Genomic DNA, 23,895 nt, shown 5'->3' with positions numbered 1-23,895 from the left:
CGGACGCCCCGCACCGACCTGGTGCGGGGCGTCCGTCCGACATCAGGACGTCGGCGCGTCGTGGAGCGAGGCCACCTCCTCGGCGCTCAGGGCGCGGTCGAACACGCGGGTCTCGTCGACACCGCCGCGTAGCCGGTCGACCGGCTGGCCGTCGTACTTCGCACGACCGAGCGCCAGCGGGCCGGTGGACGCGTCGCCGAGGCACTGCGTGAACGAGCCCTGCTGCTGGCCGTCCAGGTACAGCGTGTACGTCTGCGCCGCCGCGTCACGCACGCCGACGAGGTGGTACCAGCGGCCGGCCTCGGCCGTCTCGTTCGCGTACGCCCGTCCGCCCAGCGTGCTGAAGGCGAACTTGTTCTGCGCGCCGTCGTACTGAAGGAAGAACGCGCTGGTGCGGTCGCCGTCCTGGCTGACGGCGGTGCTGAACCCGCCGCCCGTCGCGTCGAGCTTGACCCACGACGACACCGAGTAGCTGCCGGTCGTGTCGACGACGGGACCGGCGGACTTCGCCGACCCGGTGCCGTCGAACGCCAGGGCCTTGCCGGCCGCGCCGTCGGTCCAGCTGGTGCCGCCGCTGGTGGTGAGGTCGTGGCTCTTGCCGGACACGTCCTTCACGGTCGTGCCGGAGCCGTCGTCGGCCGGCCAGCGCCCGATGCCGCTCAGACCGGGAGTGCCCGGCGGCTGCTCGCTCGGGGCCTGGCCGAGGTTGCCGGAGGCCGACAGCTTGCGGTTGATCGACCGGACCGGGCCCGTGAGCATCTTCTGGACCTGACGGTCGTAGGTGAAGAAGCCGTTGACCTCGTCCTCGACGTCGGTGATCTGGGTGTAGATGCCGCCGGACAGCCCGCACTTGCGGCTCAGGTCGAGCAGCTTGGTCTGGTTGGCGACGTACCGGTCGGTCAGGTCCTCGCGGCTCGTGGCCATCTCGTACGCGTTGGGCTGACCCGGCCACATGTGGCCCTCGGTCTCCAGGCCGAACCCGCCGTGCTCGCCGTCGATGGCGATGCGGGTGGCCGACGGCGACGGTGCGGCGGGCCCGGTGTACTGGTGCCAGTCGATGACGTCGCCCTTGCCCGAGTCACCCTTGGAGTTGCAGCAGTTGACGCCGCTGTGGGCGTCGACCAGGCGGGTCGGGTCGTCGGCCTTGACGGACTCGGCGACGCGTCCGGTCTCGGTCCGGTCCCACTCGCCCCAGCCCTCGTTGAACGGCACCCAGCCGATGATCGAGGTGGTGCCGCGGAGCTGGCCGATCATGGTGTGCAGCTCGGACTCGAACTGGTCGCGGGCGGCCTTGTTCGGCTCGCCGTCGTTGAGGGCGGGCATGTCCTGCCACACCATCAGGCCCAGCTCGTCGGCGTGCCGGTACCAGCGCGCCGGCTCGACCTTGATGTGCTTGCGCACCGTGTTGAAGCCCAGCTTCTTGTGCTCGTCCAGGTCCCACTTGAGGGCCTCGTCGGTGGGGGCGGTGTAGATGCCGTCGGGCCAGTAGCCCTGGTCCAGCGTCGAGTTCAGGAAGATCGGCTTGCCGTTGAGCGTGGCGCGGAGCTTGCCGTCCTTGCCCGCGGTGGTGCCGATGGTGCGCATGCCGAAGTACGACGTCGACCGGTCCAGCGCCTGGCCGTTGGGGCCGAGCAGCGTGACCTTCAGGTCGTACAGGTGCGGCGTGTCGGGCGTCCACAGCTTCGGCTTGGCCACCCGCAGGGTCGAGGTCCTGCCGGCCGCGCCCACCGTCGACGCCACGAGCTTGCGCCCGTCGTAGGCGTCGAGGCGCACCGTGTTCTTCTGGTTGCCGGTCGCGGTGACGTCGACCTGGACGTCCTTGAGGTTGGGCTGGGTGGTGGCCACGACCTGCTCGACGTGCGCGCGGGCCACCGGCTCCATCCAGACGGTCTGCCAGATGCCCGAGGCCGGCGTGTAGAAGATGCCGCCGGGGTTGGCGATGGCCTCGTTGCGCTGCTTGCCGACCGGCTGGTTGCGCTGGTCGGTGAAGTCCGTGACCCCGACGACGACCTCCTGCTGGCCCTTGGCCTTCAGCGCCTTGGTCACGTCGGCCGAGAACGCGTCGTAACCGCCGCGGTGCTTGGCGACCTGGGTGCCGTTCACCCACACCGTCGCGTCGTAGTCGACGGCCCCGAAGTGCAGGAGCAACCGCTTGCCGGCGGCGCGGTCGACCTTCCAGCCCGCCGGGACGGTGAACGTCCGGCGGTAGAACATGCGGTCCTCGTGGCGCTTGATGCCCGACAGTGCCGACTCGATCGGGTACGGCACGAGCACGCGCTCGGCGAGGTCCTTGCCGATCGGGGCCTTCTCGCCCGGTGCGGCGGCGGCGAACTGCCACTCGCCGTTGAGGTTCTTCCAGGCACCACGCTGGAGCTGCGGACGCGGGTACTCCGGCAGCGCGTTGTCGGCGCTGACGTCGTCGGTCCACGGCGTCGTCAGCTCGGGTTCCTTGGGCTGGATCGCGGCGGGTGCCTGCGCCTGGGCGGCGCCGGTGGCGGCGAGCCCGGCGGCCAGCACGCCGACGACGGCGGCTCCGACCGCCGCGACGCGGCGTCTGGTGGGCGGGGACGTTCTCATCTCGGGAGTTCCCTTCGTCACGCATGGACGGTCACGGGGTGACCGCGGTGGGTGTGGTGCATGCGGACCGGGGTGCGCCTGGCGTCAGCCAGCCCAGACCGGGAGGTGGGATCGCGTCGGGTGCCGGTGGTCTGCTCCTTGTCTGCTCGGCGTCGGCTAGAGGCGTTGGGTGCGGGCGAGCACGGTCTGGAGCACGACCACGACCAGCAGGAACAGTCCGCTGACCACGGACTGGTAGGAGGAGGTGAGCGTGCCGACCTGGTTGATGAAGTTCTGGATCACGCCGAGCAGGAACACGCCGGCGAGCGTGCCGAACACGCCGCCGCGGCCCCCGGTGAGCAGCGTGCCGCCGATGACGACGGCCGAGATCGCCTCCAGCTCGAGCCCGACGCCGACGGTGGTGACGCCCGACGACGATCGTGCGGCGTTCAGCGCGCCGGCCAGACCGGCCAGCAGGCCGGACGCGACGTACACGGTGAGCTTGACCCGGGCGACGGGCAGCCCCATCAGGCGTGACGCGCTCTCGCTGCCGCCGACGGCCAGCACGCCCTGCCCGGTGCCGGTGCGCTGCAGCACCAGGGCCCCGAGGCCGAAGAGCACGAGCATGATCCAGACCGACCAGGTCAGGCCGAGCGGTCCGTCCTGGCCGAGGCTCACCAGCGCCGTCGACTCGACGCGCGGCGTGGTGTTGCCCTCGTCGGTGATCGCGAAGACCAGGCCGCGGGCGCCGAGCAGGCCGGCGAGCGTGACGATGAACGGCGCCATCTGGCCGTAGGCGATCAGCGCGCCCTGCAGCGCGCCGATGGCCCCGCACACCACGACCGGCAGCAGCAGACCGACCAGGACGCCGTGCTGGGAGCCGTAGGCCGCGAGCACGCCGCCGAGCGCGAACACCGAGCCGACCGACAGGTCGATGCCTCCGGTGAGGATGACGAACGTCATGCCGAGGGCCACGATTGCGAGGAAGGAGCCCTGCACCGCGATGTTGGTGAGGTTGTCGGCCGTCGCGAAGGTGTCGAACGCGAAGGCACCGACGACGAGGAGCACGACGAGGACGACGACGGCGCCCTGCTCCTGGACGAGCTGGGCCACCCGCTCGCCGCGTGGCTGCGCGGGAGCGCCGTTCGTGGTCGCCGGGGGCTGCACGGTCGTGGTCATCGCGACACCGCCTGTCGTCGCTGGAGGAGCACCGCGGCCACGATGATCGCGGCCTGCACGATCTGGGAGTAGGAGTCGGGGACGTCGTGGACGATGAGCGTCGCGTCGATCAGCTGCAGGAGCAGGGCGCCGGCGACGGTGCCGACGATGCGCACCTGGCCGCCGCTGAGCGGGGTGCCGCCCACGACGACGGCCGTGATCGCCGAGAGCTCGATCAGGTTCCCGAGCGTCGACGGGACGCTGGCGCCGGAGCGGGCCACGCCCACGACGCCGGCCACCGTGGCGAGCAGCGCACAGATCACGTAGACCGAGACGAGCACCCGCTTGACCGGCAGGCCGGACAGCTCGGCCGCGCGCCGGTTGCCGCCGACGGCCACCAGCTGGCGTCCGAACGTGGTGCGGGCGACCAGCAGCCCCACCGCCACCGCCAGCACCGCGGCCAGCAGCACGATGACCGGGACGCCCAGCACCGAGGCGGTGCCGAGGTCGAGGAGGGTCGGGTTGGTGACCGACTTGAGCTGCTCGTCGGAGATCACCAGGGCGATGCCGCGCCCGGCCACCATGAGCGCCAGGGTCGCCACGATGGGCTGCACGCCGACGTAGGCGATGATCCCGCCGTTGACCACACCGACCACGGCGCCGAGCGCGAGCGCGACGACGATCGCGACCCAGAACCCGTACCCGAGGTACAGGGGCAGGGCCGCGGCCGCGAGCGCCATCACGGCGCCGACCGACAGGTCGATGCCCTCGGTGCCGATCACCAGCGCCATGCCCAGCGCCACCAGCAGCACCGGCACCACCTGCACGAGCTGGATGCGCAGGTTGTCGACGGCGAAGAAGTCGTGCGTGAACGCCAGGTTGCCCAGCAGGACGACGCCGAGCGCCGCGTAGACCCCGTAGTCGCGCAGCGCGCCCCACACCGAGGCGCCACGGCCGCTGCCGGTGTCGGGGACGGTGATCGTCGACTCAGCCACGGACGGCCTCCTCTGTCGCGGTGGCGGCGGGGGCGCTGGCGAGCGCCCCCATCAGGGCGTCCTGGTTGACGTCGTCGCCGCGCAGCTCGGCGACGACCCCGCCGTCGCGGAGCACGAGCAGGCGGTCGGCGCCCTCGACGATCTCGTCGAGCTCGGAGGACACCAGGACGATCGCCAGACCCTCGGCCGCGAGCTCGTCGACGAGGGCCTGGACCTCGGCCTTGGCGCCCACGTCGATGCCGCGGGTGGGCTCGTCGAGCAGCAGCACCTTAGGGCTCATGGCCAGCCAGCGGGCGATCATCACCTTCTGCTGGTTGCCCCCGGACAGCTCCGAGACGGGCTGCTCGGGGCTCGAGGCCTTGATCCGCAGCCGCGTCATCATCACCTCGACGATGGCGTCTTGACGGCGCCGCGAGGTGACGCCGGCCCGCGAGAGGCGGGGGAGCGCCGCGAGCACGATGTTCTCCCGGACCGACAGCCCCGGGATGATGCCCTCGGACTTGCGGTCCTCGGGGAGCATGACGATGCCGGCGCGGATCGCCGCGGCCACCGACCCGGGCCGCACCGTGCGTCCGTCGACGGTGACGGTGCCGCCGTCGACCGGTGTGGCCCCGGACAGCGCCTTGAGCGTCTCGGTGCGGCCGGCACCGAGCAGACCGCCGAGGCCGAGCACCTCGCCCGGACGCACCTGCAGGGCGACGTCGTCGATCTGGTGCTGGCGGGTGAGGTGGTCGGCCACGAGCACGGGCGCGTCGTCGGTGGTGTGGTCGCCGCCGAATTCGGTGACGCCCTCGGACCGGACGTCCTGCACCGAGCGCCCGAGCATCATCGACACGAGGTCGAGGCGGGGGAGGTCGGCGAGCTCACCGGTGTGCACGACCGAGCCGTCGCGGAGCACGGTGACCTGCTCGCAGACCTCGTACAGCTCGTCCATCCGGTGGCTGACGTAGACGATCGCGATGCCGTCGGCGCGCAGACGCTCGATCACCGAGAACAAGGTGGCGACCTCGCGCGCCTCGAGCGACGAGGTGGGCTCGTCCATGATCACGACGCGGGCGTCCACGCTGACGGCCCGCGCGAGCGCGACCATCTGCTGCGCGCCGAGCCCCAGGGTGCGCAGCGGCCGACGGACGTCGACGTCGACCCCGTAGCCGTGGAGGATCTCGGCGGCACGGGCGTTCATCTGCCCGAAGTCGACGAGGCCCACCCGGTTGCGGGGCTCTCGGCCGAGGAAGACGTTGCGGGCCGCCGACATCAGCGGCACCAGGTTGACCTCCTGGTAGATGGTGCTGACGCCGGCCTGCTGCGCGTCGGACGGACGCGCGAACGTCACCGGCTCGCCGTCGACCTCGACGCCGCCCTCGTCGGGCTGGTGCACACCGGTGAGCACCTTGATCAGCGTGGACTTGCCGGCGCCGTTCTCGCCCACGAGCGCGTGGGCGGAGCCGGGCGCCAGGTCGAAGTCGACGCCTGCCAGGGCGGTGACGCCCTTGAAGCGCTTGACCACGGACCGGGCGCGGAGCACGGGGGTGACGCTCACGGCGAGCACCTCTCGGAGGGGGAGGGAGGAAGGAGATGGCGCCCGCCGGCGGACGCGCACGGTCCGCCGGCGGGGGACTGGGGTGACGTGACCGTCAGAACGCCGAGTCGAGCTCGGACTTGGCGTTGTCGGGGGTGTAGTCGCGGTCCTCGATGACGACCTCGTCGCTGACCGGCTTGCCCGACAGGAACGTCTCCAGGGTCTGGAACGCCAGGGGCCCGAAGCGGGGGTTGGACTCGATCACGCCGTTGTAGTCGCCCTTGACGATCTCCTGCACGGCGTTGCGCGTGCCGTCGATGGAGACGATCTTGACGTCCTTGCCCGGCGTCTTGCCGGCGCCGCGGATGGCGGCCAGGGCGCCGAGGCCCATCTCGTCGTTCTCGGCGTAGATGGCGGTGAGGTCGGAGTTCGACTGCAGCAGCTGCTCGGTGACCTGCTGGCCCTTGTCGCGGGCGAAGTCGCCGGTCTGCTGGGCGACGATCTCCAGGTCGGGCGCCTCGGCCTTGACCTGGTCCACGAACCCCTTCGTGCGCTCGGTGGTGACGTTGTTGCCCGACGAGCCCAGCAGCACGGCGACCTTGCCCTTGCCGCCGGTGGCCTCGATCATCGCGTCGGCCGCGCGCTTGCCCTGCTCGGTGAAGTCCGAGCCGAGGAAGGCGACGTAGTCCGAGCACGCGGCGGCGTTGAGCTTGCGGTCGACCGTCAGCACCGGGACGCCCTTGGCCTTGGCCGCGGCGAGCGCGGGCTCCAGGCCGTCGGAGTTCAGCGGCGCGACGATGAGGACGTTCGCGCCCTGCGCGAGCAGGTCCTGGATGTCGGAGATCTGCTTGGACAGCTGGGTCTGGGCGTTGGTCTTGATGAACTTCCTGACGCCCGCGTCCTTGGCCGCCGACTCGATCGACTCGGTCTCGGCGATGCGGAAGGGGTTGTCCTCCTTCTCGGACTGCGAGAACCCGACGGTGGCGTCCTTCAGCGCGATCTTCTTGGCGCCGTAGGTCTCGAGCGTGCACTGCGGGCCCTCGGTGGCGGCCGGCTTGACGACCTGGGCGCCGGCCGAGGAGTCGGCCGAGCCCGAGGAGCTGCTCGCGCCGTCGTCCTCGGACTTGGCGCAGCCCGCCAGGGCGACGGAGACGGTGATCGCGGCGACCGCGCAGGCGGCCGCAGGACGGGGGAGACGGGACAGGACGGACATGGGAACCAGCTTCCGGGTGTGGAGGGTGCGGTCCCGGGTTGTGAGCCGGGTCACTACGCATTCATCCACAAACGGTCAGAAGGTGTCAATGGGGTTCATCGGACGACCTGGAAGTGATCAGATCGTGACGTCGTCGAGCACCGGCGACGGGGCGGCGGACGGTCAGGTCGTGGTGACGACGATGCCGAGACCGGCCAGTGCCGCGAGCACGTCGGGGTCGGCGGCGGGGTCGGTCACGAGGTGGTCGATGCGCGACGCGGGCACCGTCTGCACCACCGAGTTGACGCCGACCTTGGTGTGGTCGGCGAGCACCACGACCTCGCGGCCCGCGGCGGCGAGCGCGCGGTCGATGCCGGCGACCATCTGATTCGGGGTGGACAGGCCCTTGTCGGCGGTGAGGCCGTTGCCCGACAGGAACGTGTGATCGGCGTGCATGCCGTCGAGCGACCGCTCGGCGACGCTGCCGACCAGCGCGAAGATCGACCCGCGGAGCATCCCGCCGGTCAGGACCACGTCGATCTGGGGGCAGTCGGCGAACACCTGGGCCACCAGCACCGAGTTGGTCATCACGGTGAGGTCCTGCCGGTCGCGCAGCTCCTGGGCCAGGGCCATCGTCGTGGTGCCGGCGCCGAGGACGATCGCCTCGCCGTCGCGGACGCGCTCGGCGGCACGTCGGGCGATCGCCCGTTTCTCCGCGGCGGCCACCGTCGTCTTCTCGGCGTAGCTCGGCTCGTGCCGTTGCTCGCCCACCGCGACGGCGCCTCCGTGGCGTCGCTCCAGCACGCCCTCGTCGGCGAGCTTCTGCAGGTCGCGGCGCACGGTGACCTCGCTCGTGCTGACCTGGTCGGCCAGGTCGCGAATGGAGATCGCGCCGCTCGTGCGCACGAGATCGACGATGAGACGACGGCGCTCGGTGGCGAACATGCACGCACCGTACCGCCCGAACCGATCAAAAACGATCGTTCGCGGCAACCGGGGCGACGCCGCCGAGCCGGGGTCAGGTCGCGACGGGCGCGCTGCTCTCGCGGACGAGCAGGCGGTGGCCCACCACGACGTCGCGCACGGGCGTCGACGCGTCGGCCAGGCGGTCGTCCAGGCACTGCAGGCTCGCGGCGGCGATGGCCTGCTTGTCGGGCGAGACCGTCGTCAGGGACGGGACCGCGTACCGGCCGTCCTCGACGTCGTCGAACCCCACCAGGGCGACGTCGTCCGGCACCGTCAGCCCGCGGTCGGCCAGGGCGCGCGCGACGCCCAGGGCGAGCTCGTCGGTGAAGCAGAACACGGCGTCGGGCGCCCCGGAGCTCCCCTCCAGCAGCCCTGCGACGGCGGCGGCCCCGTCCGCGCGGTGCAGCGCCCGGACCTCCACGGTGGCCGCCGGTGTGAGGCCGGCCGCCTGCATCGCCTCGGTGAAGCCCGCGAGGCGCAGGCGGGCGGTGTCATTGGCCAGGTGCGGCTGCAGGCCGACCGCGGCGATCCGCCGACGTCCGGTCGCGACCAGGTGCGCGGTGGCCTCCCGCGCGGCGCCGACGTTGTCGATGGCGACGTGGTCGACCAGCCCGGCGCCGTCGCGCTCACCGAGCATCACCAGCGGCACCGCGTCGTCGGGACGGGCCGTCAGGTCGGCCGCACCGAGGGCCCACGGGCTGACGACGAGGCCGTCGACCAGGCGGCTCGACGATCCCTCGACGAGCCGGCGCTCGCGCTCTGCGTCGCCCTCGGTCTGGTCGATGTGCACCATCCATCCGCGCTCGGCGGCCAGCCGGACCACCGCCGACGCGAGCTCGCCGAAGTACGGAGAGTGCACCTCGGGGACGACGAGGCCGATCACGCCCGTCCGCCCGCTGCGCAGCGTGCGTGCTGCGACGTTCGGCCGGTAGCCCAGCTCGTCGATCGAGCGCTGCACCCGCTCGCGCATGGCCGCGGAAACGTGGGTGTACCCGTTGACGACGTTCGAGACCGTGCGCACGGAGACGCCGGCGTGCTCGGCCACCGTCCGGAGGTTGACGCTCATGGCCCTACCGTCTCATCGATCGGCCGAGGTGGTTGCGCGGATGTTTGCAACGTTGCAAACTCGGAGCACCACACCGGCGAGAGGAACGACATGGACACCATCGACACGGCCGAGATCGCGCGGACGATCCACACCGACGGCATCATCGGCCGCAAGGGCGCCTTCAGCCGGGAGTGGGTGCAGCAGCTGGCCGAGGACGTCGACGCCGCGTTCGTGGAGGCACGTGGACGCGAGGGCGGAGCCGTCGGGCGGGGCCCGAACCGCTACTACGTCGAGATCCACCCCGAGGCGCTGCGCGGCTTCACCGACCTGGTGGCGCACCCGTGGGTGCAGGCGGCGTGCGAGTCGGTGCTCGGACCGGAGTGGACCGTCGTCGAGGTGGGCTTCGACGTGCCGCTCGCCGGAGCGGTGAACCAGCCGTGGCACCGCGACTTCCCGATGCCGGAGGAGACGCGTGCCGACCGGCGGCTCACGTCGCTCGCCTTCAACGTCACCACGGTCGACACCGAGGAGGACATGGGTCCGTTCGAGATCGCCCCCGGCACCCACTGGGACGACGACCCCAGCTTCAAGGCCGACATGTTCCCGCCCAAGGACCTCTACGACCGGTACGAGGGCCGCGCGGTGCGCAAGTACCCGCAGATGGGCGACATCTCCGCACGGTCCGCGCTCACCATCCACCGCGGCACGACGAACCACTCCCAGAAGCCGCGACCCGTCCTGGTCCTGGGCGTCGACGGTCCGACCGGCGGCAACGCCGAGCACCACGACCTCGCGGTCACCCGCGCGTTCTGGGACGGCCTGCCGGCGACCGTCCGCGACCACCTGGCCTGCCCCGTCGTCGACGAGCTGACCCCGATCACGCAGAAGCACACGATCGAGGGCCTGGTGATGGGCGAGGCCTGACGGGGGTCAGCCGCGGGCGGACGGTGCCGGCTCGTCGAACTCGTCGTGCCGGCGCATCCAGTACGACGTCGGTGCCTGAGGCCACCCCTCGGGGACGTCCTCGTACTCGATCTGACCGCCGTAGGGGGTGAGCGACATCAGGCTGGTGATGGTGCCGATGTTGCTCACCATCGGCCCGTTCTGCAGGTAGTACGTGCGGTAGACGTCGTCGCCGTCGCGCAGGAAGACGTTGAGCGCGAACCAGTCGGTGGCGCCGAAGTCCTCGGTGAACGACTCGGTCCCGATCGTGTACCAGGGGATGTCGGTCCAGCCCATGCGCTCGGCGTAGGCCCGCAGCTGCGGCTGGGACGCGGGCGAGGCCATCGCGACGGTGATGTCGCGGGCGTGCAGCAGGCCCAGTTGGGCCACCCCGTCGGCCCACGACGAGCAGCCGACGCAGCCGGCGTCGGGCCACCCGCCGACGCCCTCCTCGAAGAAGAAGCGGTAGAGGATCAGCTGCGTGCGCCCCTCGAACAGGTCGACGAGCGACACCTCCCCGTCCGGCCCCTCGAAGCGGTAGTCGCCCTCCACGCGCACCATCGGCATGCGCTTGCGCGCCGCGGCGAGCGCGCCGATCTGGGCGGCGACGGCCTGTTCCTGCTCGGCGAGGACGGCCAGCTCGGCCTGCCACTCGGCGGCAGTGACGACGGACGGTTTCGCGACGGCCATGGGCCGACGATAGGACGTCGGGCGAGGTCGGGGCCAGGGGTCGACCTCCCGAGGTGGCGGCGGGACGTCGGCTCGGCTCCTACCCTGTCGCCATGCCCGACGACGCCCTCGACCCGCGGACGGTGACGGCCGACTACCACCGCGTCGTCGGGCCCGGCAGCCTGGACGAGACGCACACCGTCGTGCTGGGCGGTGTGCCGCAGGTGGTCACGATCCGCGGACGTCGACCGGACCTGCCCGTGCTGGTGCTGGTGCACGGAGGCCCGGGGTCGCCGCTCTCGGGCACGTCGTGGATGTGGCAGCGCCCGGTGGAGGAGTACTTCACCGTCGTCCACCACGACCAGCGCGGCGCCGGCCGGTCGCACGCCCTGACCGACCCCGAGCAGGTGCGCCCCACCCTGACCATCGACCGGTTCGTCGACGACCTCGTCGAGCTGCTGGAGTGGCTGACCGACCACCTCGGCGTCGCCGAGGTCGCCCTGCTCGGTCACAGCTGGGGGAGCGTCGTGGCGACGCGGGCGACGCTCGCTCGTCCCGATCTCGTCAGCGTCTACGTGGGGGTCGGGCAGGTGGTCTCGATGCCCGAGGGGGAGCGGGCGAGCTGGAGGTGGGCCCGGCGACAGGCCGAGGCGGTCGGCGACGACGAGGCGGCCGCGGGCCTGGACGACCTGCTGCCCTACCCGGGTGACCGCGACACCTTCGTCGAGAAGCTGTACGCCGAGCGTCGCTGGGTGCAGAGGCTCGGCGGGTTCGCCGCCCACCGCGACCACGGCGACTACTACGGCCGCGGCTACGTCCTGGCGCCCGACCACTCCGACGCCGAGATCGAGTCGGCCGACGCCGGCAACCGCTTCAGCGCGGACGCCGTGGCCTCCAGGCTGCTCGACGTCGACCTCGGCGACGTCACGTCCTTCCCGGTGCCGATGGTCCAGGTGCTCGGTCGCCACGACCGCATGACGCCGCCCGAGCTGGTCGGGCCGTGGCTCGACGCGATGGACGTGTCGTGCGTGGTCGAGTGGTTCGAGCACTCGGCCCACCTCGCGATGTACGAGGAGCCCGGGCACTTCCTCCTCACGCTGCTCGAGCACGTCCGCCCGCACACGGCCTGACCGGTCGCGACCCTCGTCGACCGCTGAACGGGTCTCAGAACTCCGACATCGTGTCCCAGCCGTCGCGGTCGGGGATGTCGACGTAGATGATGTCGGGCGCTTGGGCGACGAACGGCTTGGTCTTCGGGTCCTCCAGGAACGCCTGGAAGTGCTCGGAGTTGACGTGCGCCTCGCCGGCCGCGGCGTCGTCGAAGGCCTCGGTGGTGAGGATGGTGTCGGGGTCGTCCACGCTGCGGTACTGCTCGAACCACTTGTTGCCCGGCTCCTGGCGCGTCGCCTCGAGGAAGGGGCGGTTGGCCGCGAGGTAGTCGTCGGCCATGCCGGGCTTCACCTTCGTCTTCACGGTGATGAGGATCAACGGTCTGCTCCTGTCGGTGGGGTGGGCGGTGGCCCACCGGCCCGAACCTAGTGGGCCGTCGAGTCCTCGGCAGCGTCGCCGGCTCTGCGAAGGGCGGCGCGGCTGCTGGCGAGGTGGTCGCGGCAGAGGTGCCGTGCGGCTGGTGCGTCACGTCGTCGCAGGGCTTCGACGATGGCGGCGTGGTCGGTGACCATCGACGCCGGGTCGTCGTGCTGGCTCAGCAGCCAGCGCATCCGCCCTGCGACGGGCCCCATCACCGCGCCGAGAACGTCGCTGCGGGCCGCCTCGACCAGGGCGGGGTGGAACGCGGCGTTGAGCGCGATCGCCCGCGCCCGGTCGTCGGAGTCCAGGCAGGCCCGGGCCTGCTCGACCAGCTCGGCGAGGTGTGCCAGGTCGCCGTCGTCGGCAGTGAGGACGATGCGGTCGCACACGAGGTCCTCGAGGGCGGCTCGCACCGCGAACAGCGTCTCGGTGTCTTCGGCGTCGAGCGCACGGACCACCATGCCGCGCGTCGGCCGCTCCTCGGCGAACCCCTCGTGGGCGAGCTGCTGCAGCGCCTCGCGGACCGGGACGCGTGAGACGCCGAGACGGTCGGCCAGCTGGCGTTCCACCAGCCGGTCGCCGGGCCTCAGCTCGCCGTCGATCACGAGGTCGCGGATGCGCTCCAGCGCCTCGTCGCGCGCAGAACCCGTCGTCACAGGGTCTTGCTCCCTCCTGCGCAGTGACCTACCGTCCTGGTATACCAAAATCGAGGAGCCCGAGATGTGCCTGCACGACCACGAAGCCTCGAACGAGACCCCGCCCACCGTACCGAGCCGCAGGAGCGTCCTGGGCGTCGCCGGGATCCTGGCCGGCGTGGCCGGGAGCGGGCTCCTGGGCGGCGGTGCTGCGTCCGCCTCGCCGAGCACGCGGGACGCACCTCCCCGCCGCCGGGGCGAGCCGCCTGTTCCCGACCCGATCGTCATCGACGGCGGCACGATGGTCGACCCGCTCACCGGTGACGTGGTCGAGGACGCCGTCGTGGTGCTGGCGCGCGGCACGGTGCTGGCGTCGGGGACGCGCGACGCCACCCGCCGGGCGGTGCGCTCGGTCCAGGCGAGCGCGCGCACCATCTCGGCCTCGGGCCGGTGGGTGCTGCCCGGGCTGGTCGACGCCCACGTGCACGTCAACGCGCTGGCCGACGCGGCCGCCGTGCTGCGAGCCGGTGCCACGACGGTGCGCAGCGGTTCGTCGAACTTCTACCAGGACGTCGCGCTGCGCCCGCTCGCGACGTGGGCTCCGGGCCGGGCGCCGCGGATGCGTGCGGCGGGCGTGTTCGTCAGCCCCGACCTCGGCGACACGGTGCTCGCCGACCCCGACCTGGCACCCCTCGCCGCCCTCCGGGGCGGTGTGCGCTCGGCGAGCGACCTGCGCTACCTGACCCGGGTGAACCGGTCGCGCGGCGTCGACGTCGTCAAGACACGTGCCAACCCCCGCGCCGGCCTCGCCGAGCAGGATCCCACCGAGCTCGTCTACGACCGGGAGCAGATCGCGGCAGTCGTCTCCGCGGCCGGGCCGGCCGACGTGCTGTGCCACGCGTACAGCGAGGCCGGCATCGACGGCGCCGTGCGCGCCGGGGGTGCGCAGCATCGAGCACGGCGTCTACGTGGGCGAGTCCACCCTCGACCAGATGCGACGCCGCGGCACGTTCTTCACCCCCACGATGGCGGCCGTCACCGGGCTCGCGGGCTCGCCCGATCCCGTCCTGGCCGCCCGCGGGCGCGAGTACACCCCCGTGCTCCAGGCAGCGGTTCGCGCGGCGCACGAGCGCGGGGTCACGGTGGTCGCCGGCACGGACTCCTTCGGCACGGACGTCGACCCCATCGGCACCGAGTTCCGCCTCCTCGTCGAGGCGGGCCTGCCCCACCTCGCCGCACTGCGCGCCACCACCACCAACGCGGCCCGCCTGCTCAGGTGGTCCGACCGCGTGGGCCGTCTCCGCCGGGGCTTCCAGGCCGACGTCGTCGTCGCCGACGCCGATCCGTTCTCGGACGCGACCGCGCTGGAGCAGCTGTCCGTCGTCATCGCCCAGGGTGAGGTCGTGCGTCAGGACGCCATGTCGGCCATGTCGAGCACGAACCGGTAGCGCACGTCGTTGCGGGCGAGGCGGTCGAGCGCGACGCCGACGTCGCCGGACGCGACCACCTCGACGTCGGCGGTGATGCCGTGCTCACCGCAGAAGTCGAGCAGCTCCTGGGTGTGCGGGCGCCCGCCGCTGCCCGACGAGCTCAGCGACTTGCGGCCCACGAGCAGCGCCATCGTCTGGACCGACGCCGGACCGAGGTGACCGACCGAGCACAGGGTCCCGTCGAGGTCGACCGCGGCCAGGTAGGGCTCGAGGTCGTGCTCGACCGCGACGGTGTCGACCACGAGGTCGAGGCTCTGGCTCGCCTGGTCCATCTGCTCGGCGTCGGTCGAGACGACGACGCGGGCGGCGCCGAGGCGGCGGGCGTCGTCGACCTTGCTCGCCGAGGTGGTGAACACGGTGACCTCGGCGCCGAGGGCGGCGGCCAGCTTGACGGCCAGGTGGCCGAGGCCACCGATGCCGACGACGCCGACCCGGCTGCCCGGACCCACCTGCCAGCGCCGCAGCGGCTCCCAGACCGTGATCCCGGCGCACATCAGCGGCGCGACGCCGGCGGGGTCGAGGCTGGTGGGGCGGTGGTAGACGAAGCCCTCGCGCACCACGTACTCGGCGGAGTAGGCACCGAGCGTCGGAGTCCCGTCGACGCGGTCGCGCCCGCCGTAGGTGAGGGTCGGGAACTCGGCGCAGTAGTTCTCCTGGCCTGCGCGGCACATCGCGCAGGTGCCGCAGGAGTCGACGATGTTGCCCACGGCCACCGGGTCGCCGACGGCGAAGCGCTCGACGTCGGCGCCGACGGCGACGACCTCGCCGACGAACTCGTGGCCGGGCACGACCGGGAACGTGTCGAGGTCGGTGCCGCGCAGGGAGTGCAGGTCGGTGTGGCAGACCCCGCAGTACGTGACGCGGACGGCGACGTCGTCGGCGCGGAGGTCGCGGCGCTCGATGGTGCCGAGGGTGAGGTGGTCGCCGGGCTGCTCGGCCCGGTAGGCGGGGGTGGTCCGCATGGTCGCTCCCAAAATAGACTGACTGGTTGGTTTGCAATCTAGGCGCGCCGCTCCGCGAAAGCAAACCAACCAGTAGGTATCGTCGTGGCATGACTCCGTCGACCGACGCCGAGACCCGCTCCCTGACGCCCAAGGGCGAGGCCACCCGGGCGCGGATCATCGACGCCGCCACCGCCGAGTTCGCGCGGTTCGGCATCGCCGGCGCGCGCGTCGACCGGATCGCTGCCGAGGCGCAGTCCAACAAGGCCCAGCTGTACGCCTACTTCGGCAGCAAGGACGGCCTGTTCGACGCGGTCTTCTTCGGCTCGTTCGAGCTGATCATGGACGCGGTGCCGATCGACGCCCACGACCTCGCCGACTGGGCCGTCCGCCTCTACGACCACTACCTGGTGCGCCCCGACCACATCCGGCTCGCCACCTGGGCGCGGCTCGAGCGCCGGCCCACCGGCCACCTCACCCCCGACGCCGACCGTGTCGACGCCGCCAAGCTCGACCAGATCGAGAGCGCGCAACGGGCCGGCGCCGTCGTCGGGGGAGCCGACCCGTTCGACGTGATGGCGATGGTGATCGCGATGTCGATGGCCTGGTCGCCGGTGAGCAACGTCTACGCGGCCACCGCCGACGAGCCCGACGCCGCGCACGACGCACGCCGCCGGCTGCTGCGGGAGTCGGTCGTCAGGGTGGTGCGGCCGGACGCCACTACCGGCTGACCGCCCGTGCCCGATCCGGTCAGGCGCGCGCGTCGTCGCGGATTCGGGCGGCGGCGGCGACGAGCTCGGCGTTGGACCCCGCCCGGCTCCCGTCGGGCAGGCGGTCGGTGTCCTCGAGCCCGGCGCGCAGGCCGTGTCCGCGTGCGGCGGCCCAGCGGAGGACGTCCCACGTCGCGGTGCCCGCGCCGTGGAACACGCGCTCGAGGGTCACGTCGGCCGCGTCGAGGACGCGGTTCATCTGCTCGGCGTCGGCGACCGCACGCGCCGGGTCCTCGTCCATCGGCTCGACGAAGATGCGCTCGTACCGCACAGGGTCGGGTCGGTCGACGAACGCGCGGGCGTCGTCCACGGACAGCAGGCACGCCTCGATGCCGACCCCGCGCGACGCGAGCAGCCCGGCGATGTCGTCGACGCCCTGCTCGCCCTGGTTGGCGGGGATCAGGTCGGGCAGCTCGGTCCATGCGGAGATCTGGGCCAGGCGCCGGGCAGGGTCGGGCTCGATCTCGGCGAAGGTCGTCATGTTGACGGGCACGCCCGGGCACCGCCGCCGCACCGCCCGGAGCGTGCGCGCCACGTACCGGTCCTCGAACGTCTCGACGCCGTCGTCGTCGAACGCGTGCAGGTGGATCGCGTTGGCCCCCGCCTCCACCGAGGCGGCGGCGTCGTCGGCGGTCTCGTCCGGCGAGCGTGGCATGTGGTCGTGCAGGGCGGACCCGTTCAGCGCCACCTGCAGCAGGGAGGAGCGCACCGGTCGTCAGCCGGAGTTCGCCACGACGAAGTGCGTGCCGGTGGGCGCGAGAGCAGGGGTGAGGACGTGGTTGTCGGTCGTCCAGCCCGAGTCGCCGGACACCCACGACTCGAAGTACCCGCGGTCCTGCAGCGATGCCTGGATCCAGTAGCGGCCGTCCGGGGTGCCTCCCGGCACCACGAAGGTGGCGCGCCACACGCCGTTCCTGGCCGAGCCGCTCACGCGGGTGAGCTCGTCGATCCAGGCGATGTCGATGGAGTCGGTGGAGCCCTGGTCCTCGGGCCGGCCGGGGCGACCGCTGACGTGGAGCCAGACACTGGTGATGCCCTCGACGTCGCGGCCCGCGAGGTCGACCGTGACGCGCTTGGCGCCGTCCGAGGTGTCGACGGTCGAGGGAGACATCCGCAACGACGTCAGCACCGGGGCGTGGGTGTCGTGCGGGGCGCCCCGGACCGTGAACCGTCCGGCACCGCCTGGCAGCGCCCGGTGGCGCGGCTCGGTGATGGGGCCGTGCTCCCTGAGGGCGGCGTAGCCGTCCGGCCCGAACCAGAAGTCGTTGCCGGAGTTGCCCGCCGCGTCGTCGATCCAGACCTCGACGTTCCAGGTACCGCCGGTCGAGCCCTTGGGGACCTCCAGCCTGCCCTTCCAGACCGAGTCGCGCGCCGACCCCGACTTCCTGGACATCGACGCGCAGGCGCCGGCCTGTCGGAAGCTCGGCGTCTGCGTCGGGTAGGCGTGCGCGGGACAGAGGGCCAGGTAGCTGGCCCCGGCGAGGTCGTCGGTCACCCGCACGGTGGCGGTGACGGACGTGCCCGCCTTGCGGACGTCGACCGTCGAGGCGCTGAGGCGGAGCGACCGCACGACGGGCATCGCCCGGTCGACCACCGTGTTCCGGACGGTGTACGCGCCGAAGCGCGAGACCGAGCTGTGCCGGCCGACGCGGTCGGTGACGGAGATGTCGATGTCTCGCGCACCGGGCTTGATGTAGCGCGGGACGACGACGACCGCGGTCCAGATGCCGTCCCGCGCGGTGCCGGAGGCCAGGTACGGGTGGGTGGGGCCGATCTGCACCCGCTTCACGCCGGTGTCGTCGGTGAGCCGCACCCGGACGCGGATCCGCTGGGCGGCGGAGCTGACGTCGACCGAGGTGCGGGACAGTCGGAGCTCGCGCACCACCGGAGCGCTCTTGTCCGTCGCGCACCGGACCTTCCGGTCGCCGGCGGCGCTGGGGTGGTCACACAGGTTGAACCCGGGGCCGCCGTCGACGTGGTCCGACCCGGCGCCGCCGCTGAGCTCGTCGTCACCGGGCCCGCCGTCGACGGCGCGGTCGTCGCCCGTCCCGCCGGCGAGCGTGTCGCCGCCGGACCCGCCGGCGAGACGGTCCCTGCCCGCGGACCCGGCGAGCCGGTCACGACCCGGCCCACCGATCAGCGTGTCGTTGCCCGCGCCGCCGGTGACCTTGTCCTTGCCGGCACCACCGTCGATGACGTCGTTCCCGCCGCGACCGTTGATGACGTCGTTGCCGCCACGGCCGCAGATGACGTCGCGGCGCGACGTCCCCTTGAGCACGTCCCGACCCGTCGTCCCCACGATCGTGCACGTCACCCCGGACGACGTCCGGGTGACGGCCTGCGCCGGTCCGGGCGCCATCGCCACGAGCAGCAGTCCGCCCGTGACGACGCTCAGGAGCACGGTGGCCACTGACGTGGCGCGGACGCCGGGCGGCTGCACGTGTTCGGCCCGCACAGGGACTCCGATCCGAGAGGACGACGGGTTCGAAGGCTAGAGGAGCGCGCCCACCGTTGTTCGTGGAACGGAGAGACCGTGAGGAGGCGCCGCTGCCGCGCGGCACCCGCCCGTCAGCCGGAGTTCGCCACGACGAAGTGCGTGCCGGTGGGCGCGAGGGCGTCGGTGAGCAGCTGGGTGCCGCTCGTCCAGGGCGAGTCGTCGGAGACCCACGACGTGAAGTGCGCCTGGTCCTCGAGCGTCGCCTGGATCCAGTAGGTCCCGTTCGGTGTGCCGCCGGGGACCACGAAGGTCCTGCGCCAGACGCCGTCGGTGCGCGTGCCGCTCACCAGCTCGAAGTCGCTTGCCCAGGCGATCTGGACGTTGGCAGCCGAGCTGGGGTTGTGGGGCCAGCCTGCGTAGCCGTTGATGAACAGGCCGGCGTCGGTGATGCCCTCGACGTCCTTTCCGGCGATGTCGACGCTGACGCTCACCGCGCCCCGCGAGGTGTCGACGGTCGAGGGCGTGATCCGCAACGAGGTCAGCACCGGAGCGTGGGTGTCGCGAGCGCTGCCCACGACCGTGAATCGGCCCGCGCCGTTCGGGAGAGGCCGGTAGCGCGGCTCGTCGTCGGGGCTGAGGGCCTTGTTGGCGACGTACGAGTCCGGGCCGAGCCAGTAGTCGTTCGCGAAGTTGCCAGCGGCGTCGTCGATCCAGACGTCCGCGTTCCACGTCCCGCTGGGCGCACCCTTGGGGACGTCGAGGGTGCCGCGCCAGGTGGAGTCGCGCGCCGTCCCGGCCACCTTCTGCATCGAGGCACACGCGCCGCCCTGGCCGAATCCCTCCGAGGACTGGTGCGACGGGCACACCAGGACCGGGTCGGCGGGGCCGGCGAGGTCGTCGGTCACCCGGACGGTGGCGGTGATCGACCTGTCGGAGCTGCGCACGTCCAGCTTCGAGGCGTCGAGGCTCAGGGAACGCACCACGGGCATCTCGCGGTCCACGACCGAGTTGACGATCGTGTAGGCGTCCGCACGTGCGTCCCACGAGTCGCGGCCGACCCGGTCGCCCATCGAGACGTCGAGGACGCGCGGTCCGGGCTTGATGAACCGGGGGACCGGGATCAGCGCGGTCCAGACGCCGTCGCGCGCGGTGCCCGACAGCAGACCGGCTGAGCTGGGCCCGATCTGCACGCGCTTGACGCCGGTGTCGTCGGTGACCCGCGCACGGACACGGATGACCTGGGCCTCGCGGCTGACGTCGACCGTCGTCTGCGACAGGCGCAGGTCCTGCAGGACCGGCGCGCTCGTGTCGGTGGCGCACCGGATCTGCCGGTCGCCGGAGTCGCCTGGGGAGTCGCACAGGTTGAAGCCGGTGCCACCGTCGACGGTGTCCGACCCCTGTCCACCGTTCAGGTCGTCGTCACCGGCCTCGCCCAGGACGACGTCGTTGCCGGTGCCGCCGGTGCCCTGGTCGGCGCCCGCCCCGCCGGTGACGCGGTCGGTGCCGGCGCCCCCCTCCACCACGTCGTTGCCGTTGCCGCCGGCGACGGTGTCCGTGCCGGTGCCGCCGTCGAGCCTGTCGTGGCCCGCTCCGCCGGAGATCGTGTCGTTGCCCGCCCCGCCGTCGAGGCGCGCGTCGTCCCCCGCTCCGCCGACGAGCCTGTCGTCGCCGGACCCGCCGGTGAGTCGGTCCTTGCCGCCCGACCCGACGAGCGTGTCCCTGCCCGCGCCACCGACGAGCACGTCATTGCCGGTCGAGCCGGTGAGCCTGTCGTTGCCGGCACCTCCGTCGATGACGTCGTTGCCACCGCGGCCGTTGATGACGTCGTTGCCGCCGCGCCCGCAGATGACGTCGCGCCCGGACGTGCCCTTGAGCACGTCACGACCCTTCGTCCCCACGATCGTGCACGTCACGCCCGAGGACGTCCGGGTGACGGCCTGCGCCGGTCCGGGAGTCAGCGCGACGAGCAGCAGGCCACCCGTGACGGCGCTCAGGAGCGCGGTGGCCACCGCCTTGGCGCGGGCGCCGGGCGTCTGCGCGTCTTGGGCCCGCACGGGGTCTCCGATCCGAGAGGGACAACGGGTTCGAAGGCTAGACGAGCGCGCCCGCCGCTGTTCACCGAACGGCCGGACCTTGAGGTGCCGCCGCGGTTGCGCGACGGCGCACCTCAGAACGGGTAGTGCCGCGGCCCGGTCTGCACGGTGATCCACTGGGTGTCGGTGAACTCGTGGACGCCGGCCGCGCCGCCGAACCGGCCCCAGCCCGACGCCTTCACGCCGCCGAACGGCATCTGCGGCTCGTCGTGGACGGTCGGCCCGTTGACGTGGCAGATGCCCGACTCGATCCGCTGCGCGACCGCCAGCGCGCGGGCCGCGTCGCGGCCGAAGACCGCCGCCGACAGCCCGTACTCGGTGTCGTTGGCGGCGTCGACCGCGGCGTCGACACCGTCGACGCGCATGATCGACTTGACCGGGCCGAACGACTCCTCGGTCCACAGGCGCATCCGGTCGGTGACGCCGTCGACCAACGTCGCGGCCATCAGGGTGCTGTCGGCCCGGCCGCCGGCCACGACGCGCGCGCCCGACCCGACGGCGTCGTCGAGCAGGGCGTTGCAGCGCTCGACGGTGTCGGCGTCGACCACCGAGCCGAGCACCACGTGGCCGGTGGGGTCGCCGAAGGGGAGCGAGTCGGCCTTGGCCGCGAGCTTCTGGACGAACTCGTCGGCGACGCGCTCGTCGACGATGAAGCGCTCGGTCGACATGCAGATCTGGCCGGAGTTCGCGAAGGCGCCGAAGGCCGCGGCGTCGACCGCGGCGTCGAGGTCGGCGTCGTCGAGGACGACGAACGGGGCCTTGCCGCCGAGCTCGAGGACGCTCGGGGTGAGGTGCTCGCCGCACAGCCGGCCGATGATGCGTCCGACCGCGGTGGAGCCGGTGAAGTTGACGCGGCGGACGGCCGGGTGCGCGATCATCGCCTCCACGACCGCGGCGGCGTCCTGCGGGGCGTGCGACACGAAGTTGACGACGCCGTCGGGCAGCCCGGCCTCGACGAGCGCGTCGACGATGAGCCGGTGGATCTGCGGGCACTTCTCGCTCGCCTTGAACACGACGGTGTTGCCGACCGCGAGCGGCGTCGCGAGGGCCCGCACGCCGAGGATGACCGGCGCGTTCCAGGGCGCCATGCCGAGCACGACGCCGGCGGGCTTGCGCACCGAGAGGGACAGGCTGCCCGGGACGTTCGACGGGATCGTCTCGCCCAGCACCTGGGTGGTGAGCGACGCCGCCTCGCGGAGCACCGAGGCGGCCAGGCCCACGTTGAACTGGGCCCAGTGGGCCGGCGCACCGATCTCGTCGACGGTGGCCTCGGCGAAGTCGTCGGCCTTCGCCTCGAGACGGTCGGCGGCCGCGAGGAGCAGTGCGCGTCGCTCGCCCGGACCGGTCGCGGCCCACGCCGGGAAGGCGGCGGCCGCCGCGTCCACCGCGGCGACGGCGTCCTCGACGCCCGCGGACGCGACGGTGGTCACGACGTCCCCGCTCACGGGGTTGCGGCGCTCGAAGGTGCCGCCGCCGGTGGCGTCACGGTCCTGACCGGCGATGTGCAGACGTACCTGGTGGGTCACGGGGGTTTCCTGTCGTTCGGCGTGGGTGAAGGGGAAGTCAGCGGGAGGTGGTCTGCCGCACGGGTGCGGCGACCGTCTGCTCGGGACGGGTCTTGACGGCGGGGCGCGGCAGCAGCCAGGCGGCGGCGGCGCCGAGCAGCAGCACCAGGGCCACCATCAGGTAGAGGTGGTCCGGTGTCCACCCGAGGTCGAGCAGGCTGCCGGCGGCGACGGGCGCCAGGATCGCACCCAGCCGCCCGACCCCGAGGGCCACGCCGACGCCGGACGCGCGCACGGCCGTCGGGTAGAGGGTGGGCGTGACGGTGTAGAGGCCGCCGACGCAGGCGTTGACGAGCATCCCGACCACGACGCCCACGACGACCGCGGCGGCGAGCGCACCCGTCGAGACCACGAACACCGAGACGGCGGCCGCGGACGCGACCAGCGTCAGCACGAGCAGCCGTGCGGTGTCGTACCGCGCGACGAGCAGCCCGTAGGCGACGGACCCGACAGCGCCGCCGATGGCCAGGGCCATGCCGACGTGGACGCCCTGGTCGGCGGTCATGCCGGCGTCGACGAGGATGCGCGGCGTGAACGAGTTGACGAAGTAGAAGCCGAACATCGTGGCGAAGAACGCCACCCAGATCGCCAGGGTGGCCCGGCGGGTGGACGGCCCGAACAGCGCGGACGGGCTGGCCGGCGTGACGTCGGGCGCGACGGGCTCGACCTCGGGGAGCAGGTCGACGTCGGCGGGCACGCGGAGACGGTCGGCGATGCGGCGCAGGCGTGCCTCGTGGCCCTGCGGGCGGTGGCTCGCGAGGTGGTGCACCGACTCGGGGAGCACCGCGACGAGCGCCGCGAGCACGACGACGCTGACCAGGCCGCCCACGAGGTAGACCGAGCGCCAGCCGTGCGCGCCCTGCAGCGCCACGGCCGCGAACCCGCCCAGCGTCGCGCCGATGCCGTAGCCGGCGGTGTAGAGCCCCATCGCGAGACCCCGGCGTCGCCGGTTGGAGTACTCGGTGATGATCACGGTGACGCAGGCGAGGATGCCGCCCACCCCGAGGCCGGTGACGAACCGGATGCCTCCGAGGACCGTCGCCGACGGTGCCGCCGCGGCGAGCAGCATGCCCGCGGTCGCGAGGCCGACAGCGGTCAGCAGCGTCGGGCGTCGTCCCCACCGGTCGGCGACGTTGCCGAGCACCGCGGCGCCGACGGCCATGCCGATCAGCGTGGCGCTGATCAGCCAGCCGAGCTGCGAGCCGCTGAGCGCGAACTCGTCCTGCACGCGGGTGGAGGTGAAGGACATCGCGGCGATGTCGTAGCCGTCGAGGGCGTTGAGGACGATGCACAGGGCGACGACGGTCCACTGGTACGGCGTCATGGGCGATCGGTCGAGGTGGTCGCGCAGGTTCATCGGGGGCTCCGGGGTCCGAGGGCGTCAGGGGT

The 23,895-nt window shown here is 72.6% G+C and carries 20 protein-coding genes; 4 read left to right on the top strand and 16 right to left on the bottom strand.

Annotation, left to right across the window (positions count from 1 at the left end):
* Window positions 1-42: 42 nt before the first annotated feature.
* The 7 genes from ACI6PP_RS05990 to ACI6PP_RS05960 form a co-directional block, all read right to left on the bottom strand.
* The gene (locus ACI6PP_RS05990) at window positions 43-2,598 is read right to left on the bottom strand and encodes a LamG-like jellyroll fold domain-containing protein (protein ID WP_421109948.1); all 2,556 of its coding nucleotides are present in this window, start codon (window positions 2,596-2,598) and stop codon (window positions 43-45) included.
* Between the two features lie 135 nt (window positions 2,599-2,733).
* Window positions 2,734-3,735, bottom strand: coding sequence for an ABC transporter permease (locus ACI6PP_RS05985; protein ID WP_421109946.1), 1,002 nt, complete (start codon window positions 3,733-3,735; stop codon window positions 2,734-2,736).
* Entirely contained in the window at window positions 3,732-4,709 is a 978-nt protein-coding gene (locus ACI6PP_RS05980) for an ABC transporter permease (RefSeq protein WP_421109944.1), read from the bottom strand. Before ACI6PP_RS05980 ends, ACI6PP_RS05985 begins: the two co-directional genes overlap by 4 nt.
* Complete coding sequence (locus ACI6PP_RS05975; RefSeq protein ID WP_421109942.1) at window positions 4,702-6,249, bottom strand: sugar ABC transporter ATP-binding protein; 1,548 nt, start codon at window positions 6,247-6,249, stop codon at window positions 4,702-4,704. The genes ACI6PP_RS05980 and ACI6PP_RS05975 overlap by 8 nt, the downstream gene beginning before the upstream one ends.
* Window positions 6,250-6,343: 94 nt before the next feature.
* Window positions 6,344-7,441 (bottom strand): ABC transporter substrate-binding protein, encoded by a 1,098-nt coding sequence (locus tag ACI6PP_RS05970; protein ID WP_421109940.1) that lies wholly within the window; start codon window positions 7,439-7,441, stop codon window positions 6,344-6,346.
* Window positions 7,442-7,603: 162 nt separating this feature from the next.
* Complete coding sequence (locus ACI6PP_RS05965) at window positions 7,604-8,365, bottom strand: DeoR/GlpR family DNA-binding transcription regulator (RefSeq protein ID WP_421109939.1); 762 nt, start codon at window positions 8,363-8,365, stop codon at window positions 7,604-7,606.
* A gap of 73 nt (window positions 8,366-8,438) precedes the next feature.
* The gene (locus ACI6PP_RS05960; RefSeq protein ID WP_421109937.1) at window positions 8,439-9,452 is read right to left on the bottom strand and encodes a LacI family DNA-binding transcriptional regulator; all 1,014 of its coding nucleotides are present in this window, start codon (window positions 9,450-9,452) and stop codon (window positions 8,439-8,441) included.
* 90 nt (window positions 9,453-9,542) lie between these two features.
* Between ACI6PP_RS05960 and ACI6PP_RS05955 the strand changes: the two genes are divergently transcribed.
* A complete protein-coding gene (locus ACI6PP_RS05955) occupies window positions 9,543-10,358 on the top strand; it encodes a phytanoyl-CoA dioxygenase family protein (protein ID WP_421109935.1) in 816 nt (271 codons plus the stop codon).
* 6 nt (window positions 10,359-10,364) lie between these two features.
* Here ACI6PP_RS05955 and ACI6PP_RS05950 read toward each other — a convergent pair whose 3' ends face one another.
* Entirely contained in the window at window positions 10,365-11,066 is a 702-nt protein-coding gene (locus tag ACI6PP_RS05950; protein ID WP_421109933.1) for a DUF899 family protein, read from the bottom strand.
* A gap of 92 nt (window positions 11,067-11,158) precedes the next feature.
* Here ACI6PP_RS05950 and ACI6PP_RS05945 point away from each other — a divergent pair, with 92 nt between their 5' ends.
* Window positions 11,159-12,175 (top strand): alpha/beta fold hydrolase, encoded by a 1,017-nt coding sequence (locus tag ACI6PP_RS05945; protein ID WP_421109931.1) that lies wholly within the window; start codon window positions 11,159-11,161, stop codon window positions 12,173-12,175.
* Between the two features lie 34 nt (window positions 12,176-12,209).
* Here ACI6PP_RS05945 and ACI6PP_RS05940 read toward each other — a convergent pair whose 3' ends face one another.
* Window positions 12,210-12,518 (bottom strand): putative quinol monooxygenase, encoded by a 309-nt coding sequence (locus ACI6PP_RS05940; RefSeq protein WP_421109929.1) that lies wholly within the window; start codon window positions 12,516-12,518, stop codon window positions 12,210-12,212.
* A gap of 62 nt (window positions 12,519-12,580) precedes the next feature.
* Complete coding sequence (locus tag ACI6PP_RS05935; protein WP_421109927.1) at window positions 12,581-13,231, bottom strand: GntR family transcriptional regulator; 651 nt, start codon at window positions 13,229-13,231, stop codon at window positions 12,581-12,583.
* A 920-nt stretch (window positions 13,232-14,151) separates the two neighbouring features.
* Between ACI6PP_RS05935 and ACI6PP_RS05930 the strand changes: the two genes are divergently transcribed.
* Window positions 14,152-14,658: an amidohydrolase family protein gene (locus ACI6PP_RS05930; protein ID WP_421109925.1), complete on the top strand. Its 507-nt coding sequence runs from the start codon at window positions 14,152-14,154 to the stop codon at window positions 14,656-14,658.
* On the opposite strand, the gene ACI6PP_RS05925 is transcribed toward ACI6PP_RS05930, so the two are convergent.
* Window positions 14,619-15,662 carry an NAD(P)-dependent alcohol dehydrogenase gene (locus tag ACI6PP_RS05925; RefSeq protein WP_421109923.1) on the bottom strand — a complete coding sequence of 348 codons (1,044 nt, stop codon included), beginning with the start codon at window positions 15,660-15,662 and terminating at the stop codon, window positions 14,619-14,621. The genes ACI6PP_RS05930 and ACI6PP_RS05925 overlap by 40 nt on opposite strands.
* A gap of 89 nt (window positions 15,663-15,751) precedes the next feature.
* Here ACI6PP_RS05925 and ACI6PP_RS05920 point away from each other — a divergent pair, with 89 nt between their 5' ends.
* The gene (locus tag ACI6PP_RS05920; protein ID WP_421109922.1) at window positions 15,752-16,372 is read left to right on the top strand and encodes a TetR family transcriptional regulator; all 621 of its coding nucleotides are present in this window, start codon (window positions 15,752-15,754) and stop codon (window positions 16,370-16,372) included.
* A gap of 19 nt (window positions 16,373-16,391) precedes the next feature.
* Here the strand turns inward: ACI6PP_RS05920 and ACI6PP_RS05915 are convergent, their stop codons facing one another.
* The 5 genes from ACI6PP_RS05915 to ACI6PP_RS05895 form a co-directional block, all read right to left on the bottom strand.
* Entirely contained in the window at window positions 16,392-17,120 is a 729-nt protein-coding gene (locus ACI6PP_RS05915; RefSeq protein ID WP_421109920.1) for a 3-keto-5-aminohexanoate cleavage protein, read from the bottom strand.
* A gap of 6 nt (window positions 17,121-17,126) precedes the next feature.
* Window positions 17,127-18,866, bottom strand: coding sequence for a calcium-binding protein (locus ACI6PP_RS05910; RefSeq protein WP_421109918.1), 1,740 nt, complete (start codon window positions 18,864-18,866; stop codon window positions 17,127-17,129).
* A gap of 113 nt (window positions 18,867-18,979) precedes the next feature.
* On the bottom strand, window positions 18,980-20,902 hold the full coding sequence (locus tag ACI6PP_RS05905; protein WP_421109916.1) for a calcium-binding protein: 1,923 nt from the start codon (window positions 20,900-20,902) through the stop codon (window positions 18,980-18,982).
* A gap of 113 nt (window positions 20,903-21,015) precedes the next feature.
* Window positions 21,016-22,467 (bottom strand): aldehyde dehydrogenase family protein, encoded by a 1,452-nt coding sequence (locus tag ACI6PP_RS05900; RefSeq protein ID WP_421109914.1) that lies wholly within the window; start codon window positions 22,465-22,467, stop codon window positions 21,016-21,018.
* Window positions 22,468-22,504: 37 nt separating this feature from the next.
* Window positions 22,505-23,863, bottom strand: coding sequence for an MFS transporter (locus ACI6PP_RS05895; protein WP_421109912.1), 1,359 nt, complete (start codon window positions 23,861-23,863; stop codon window positions 22,505-22,507).
* Window positions 23,864-23,895: the final 32 nt, after the last annotated feature.

It is taken from the genome of Solicola agrisoli, from assembly GCF_049059935.1.
In the GTDB taxonomy this organism is placed as follows: Bacteria; Actinomycetota; Actinomycetes; order Propionibacteriales; family Nocardioidaceae; genus JAURVT01.
Note: the sequence above shows the minus strand (reverse complement) of the source record. Positions and strands in the feature narration are given on the sequence as shown.

What these genes read in the sequence shown, in the direction of transcription:
- ACI6PP_RS05985 (WP_421109946.1), bottom strand. Translation starts at nt 3,735, where the DNA reads ATGACCACGACCGTGCAGCCCCCGGCGACCACGAACGGCGCTCCCGCG.
- ACI6PP_RS05970 (WP_421109940.1), bottom strand. Translation starts at nt 7,441, where the DNA reads ATGTCCGTCCTGTCCCGTCTCCCCCGTCCTGCGGCCGCCTGCGCGGTC.
- ACI6PP_RS05965 (WP_421109939.1), bottom strand. Translation starts at nt 8,365, where the DNA reads ATGTTCGCCACCGAGCGCCGTCGTCTCATCGTCGATCTCGTGCGCACG.
- ACI6PP_RS05960 (WP_421109937.1), bottom strand. Translation starts at nt 9,452, where the DNA reads ATGAGCGTCAACCTCCGGACGGTGGCCGAGCACGCCGGCGTCTCCGTG.
- ACI6PP_RS05955 (WP_421109935.1), top strand. Translation starts at nt 9,543, where the DNA reads ATGGACACCATCGACACGGCCGAGATCGCGCGGACGATCCACACCGAC.
- ACI6PP_RS05950 (WP_421109933.1), bottom strand. Translation starts at nt 11,066, where the DNA reads ATGGCCGTCGCGAAACCGTCCGTCGTCACTGCCGCCGAGTGGCAGGCC.
- ACI6PP_RS05945 (WP_421109931.1), top strand. Translation starts at nt 11,159, where the DNA reads ATGCCCGACGACGCCCTCGACCCGCGGACGGTGACGGCCGACTACCAC.
- ACI6PP_RS05925 (WP_421109923.1), bottom strand. Translation starts at nt 15,662, where the DNA reads ATGCGGACCACCCCCGCCTACCGGGCCGAGCAGCCCGGCGACCACCTC.
- ACI6PP_RS05920 (WP_421109922.1), top strand. Translation starts at nt 15,752, where the DNA reads ATGACTCCGTCGACCGACGCCGAGACCCGCTCCCTGACGCCCAAGGGC.
- ACI6PP_RS05895 (WP_421109912.1), bottom strand. Translation starts at nt 23,863, where the DNA reads ATGAACCTGCGCGACCACCTCGACCGATCGCCCATGACGCCGTACCAG.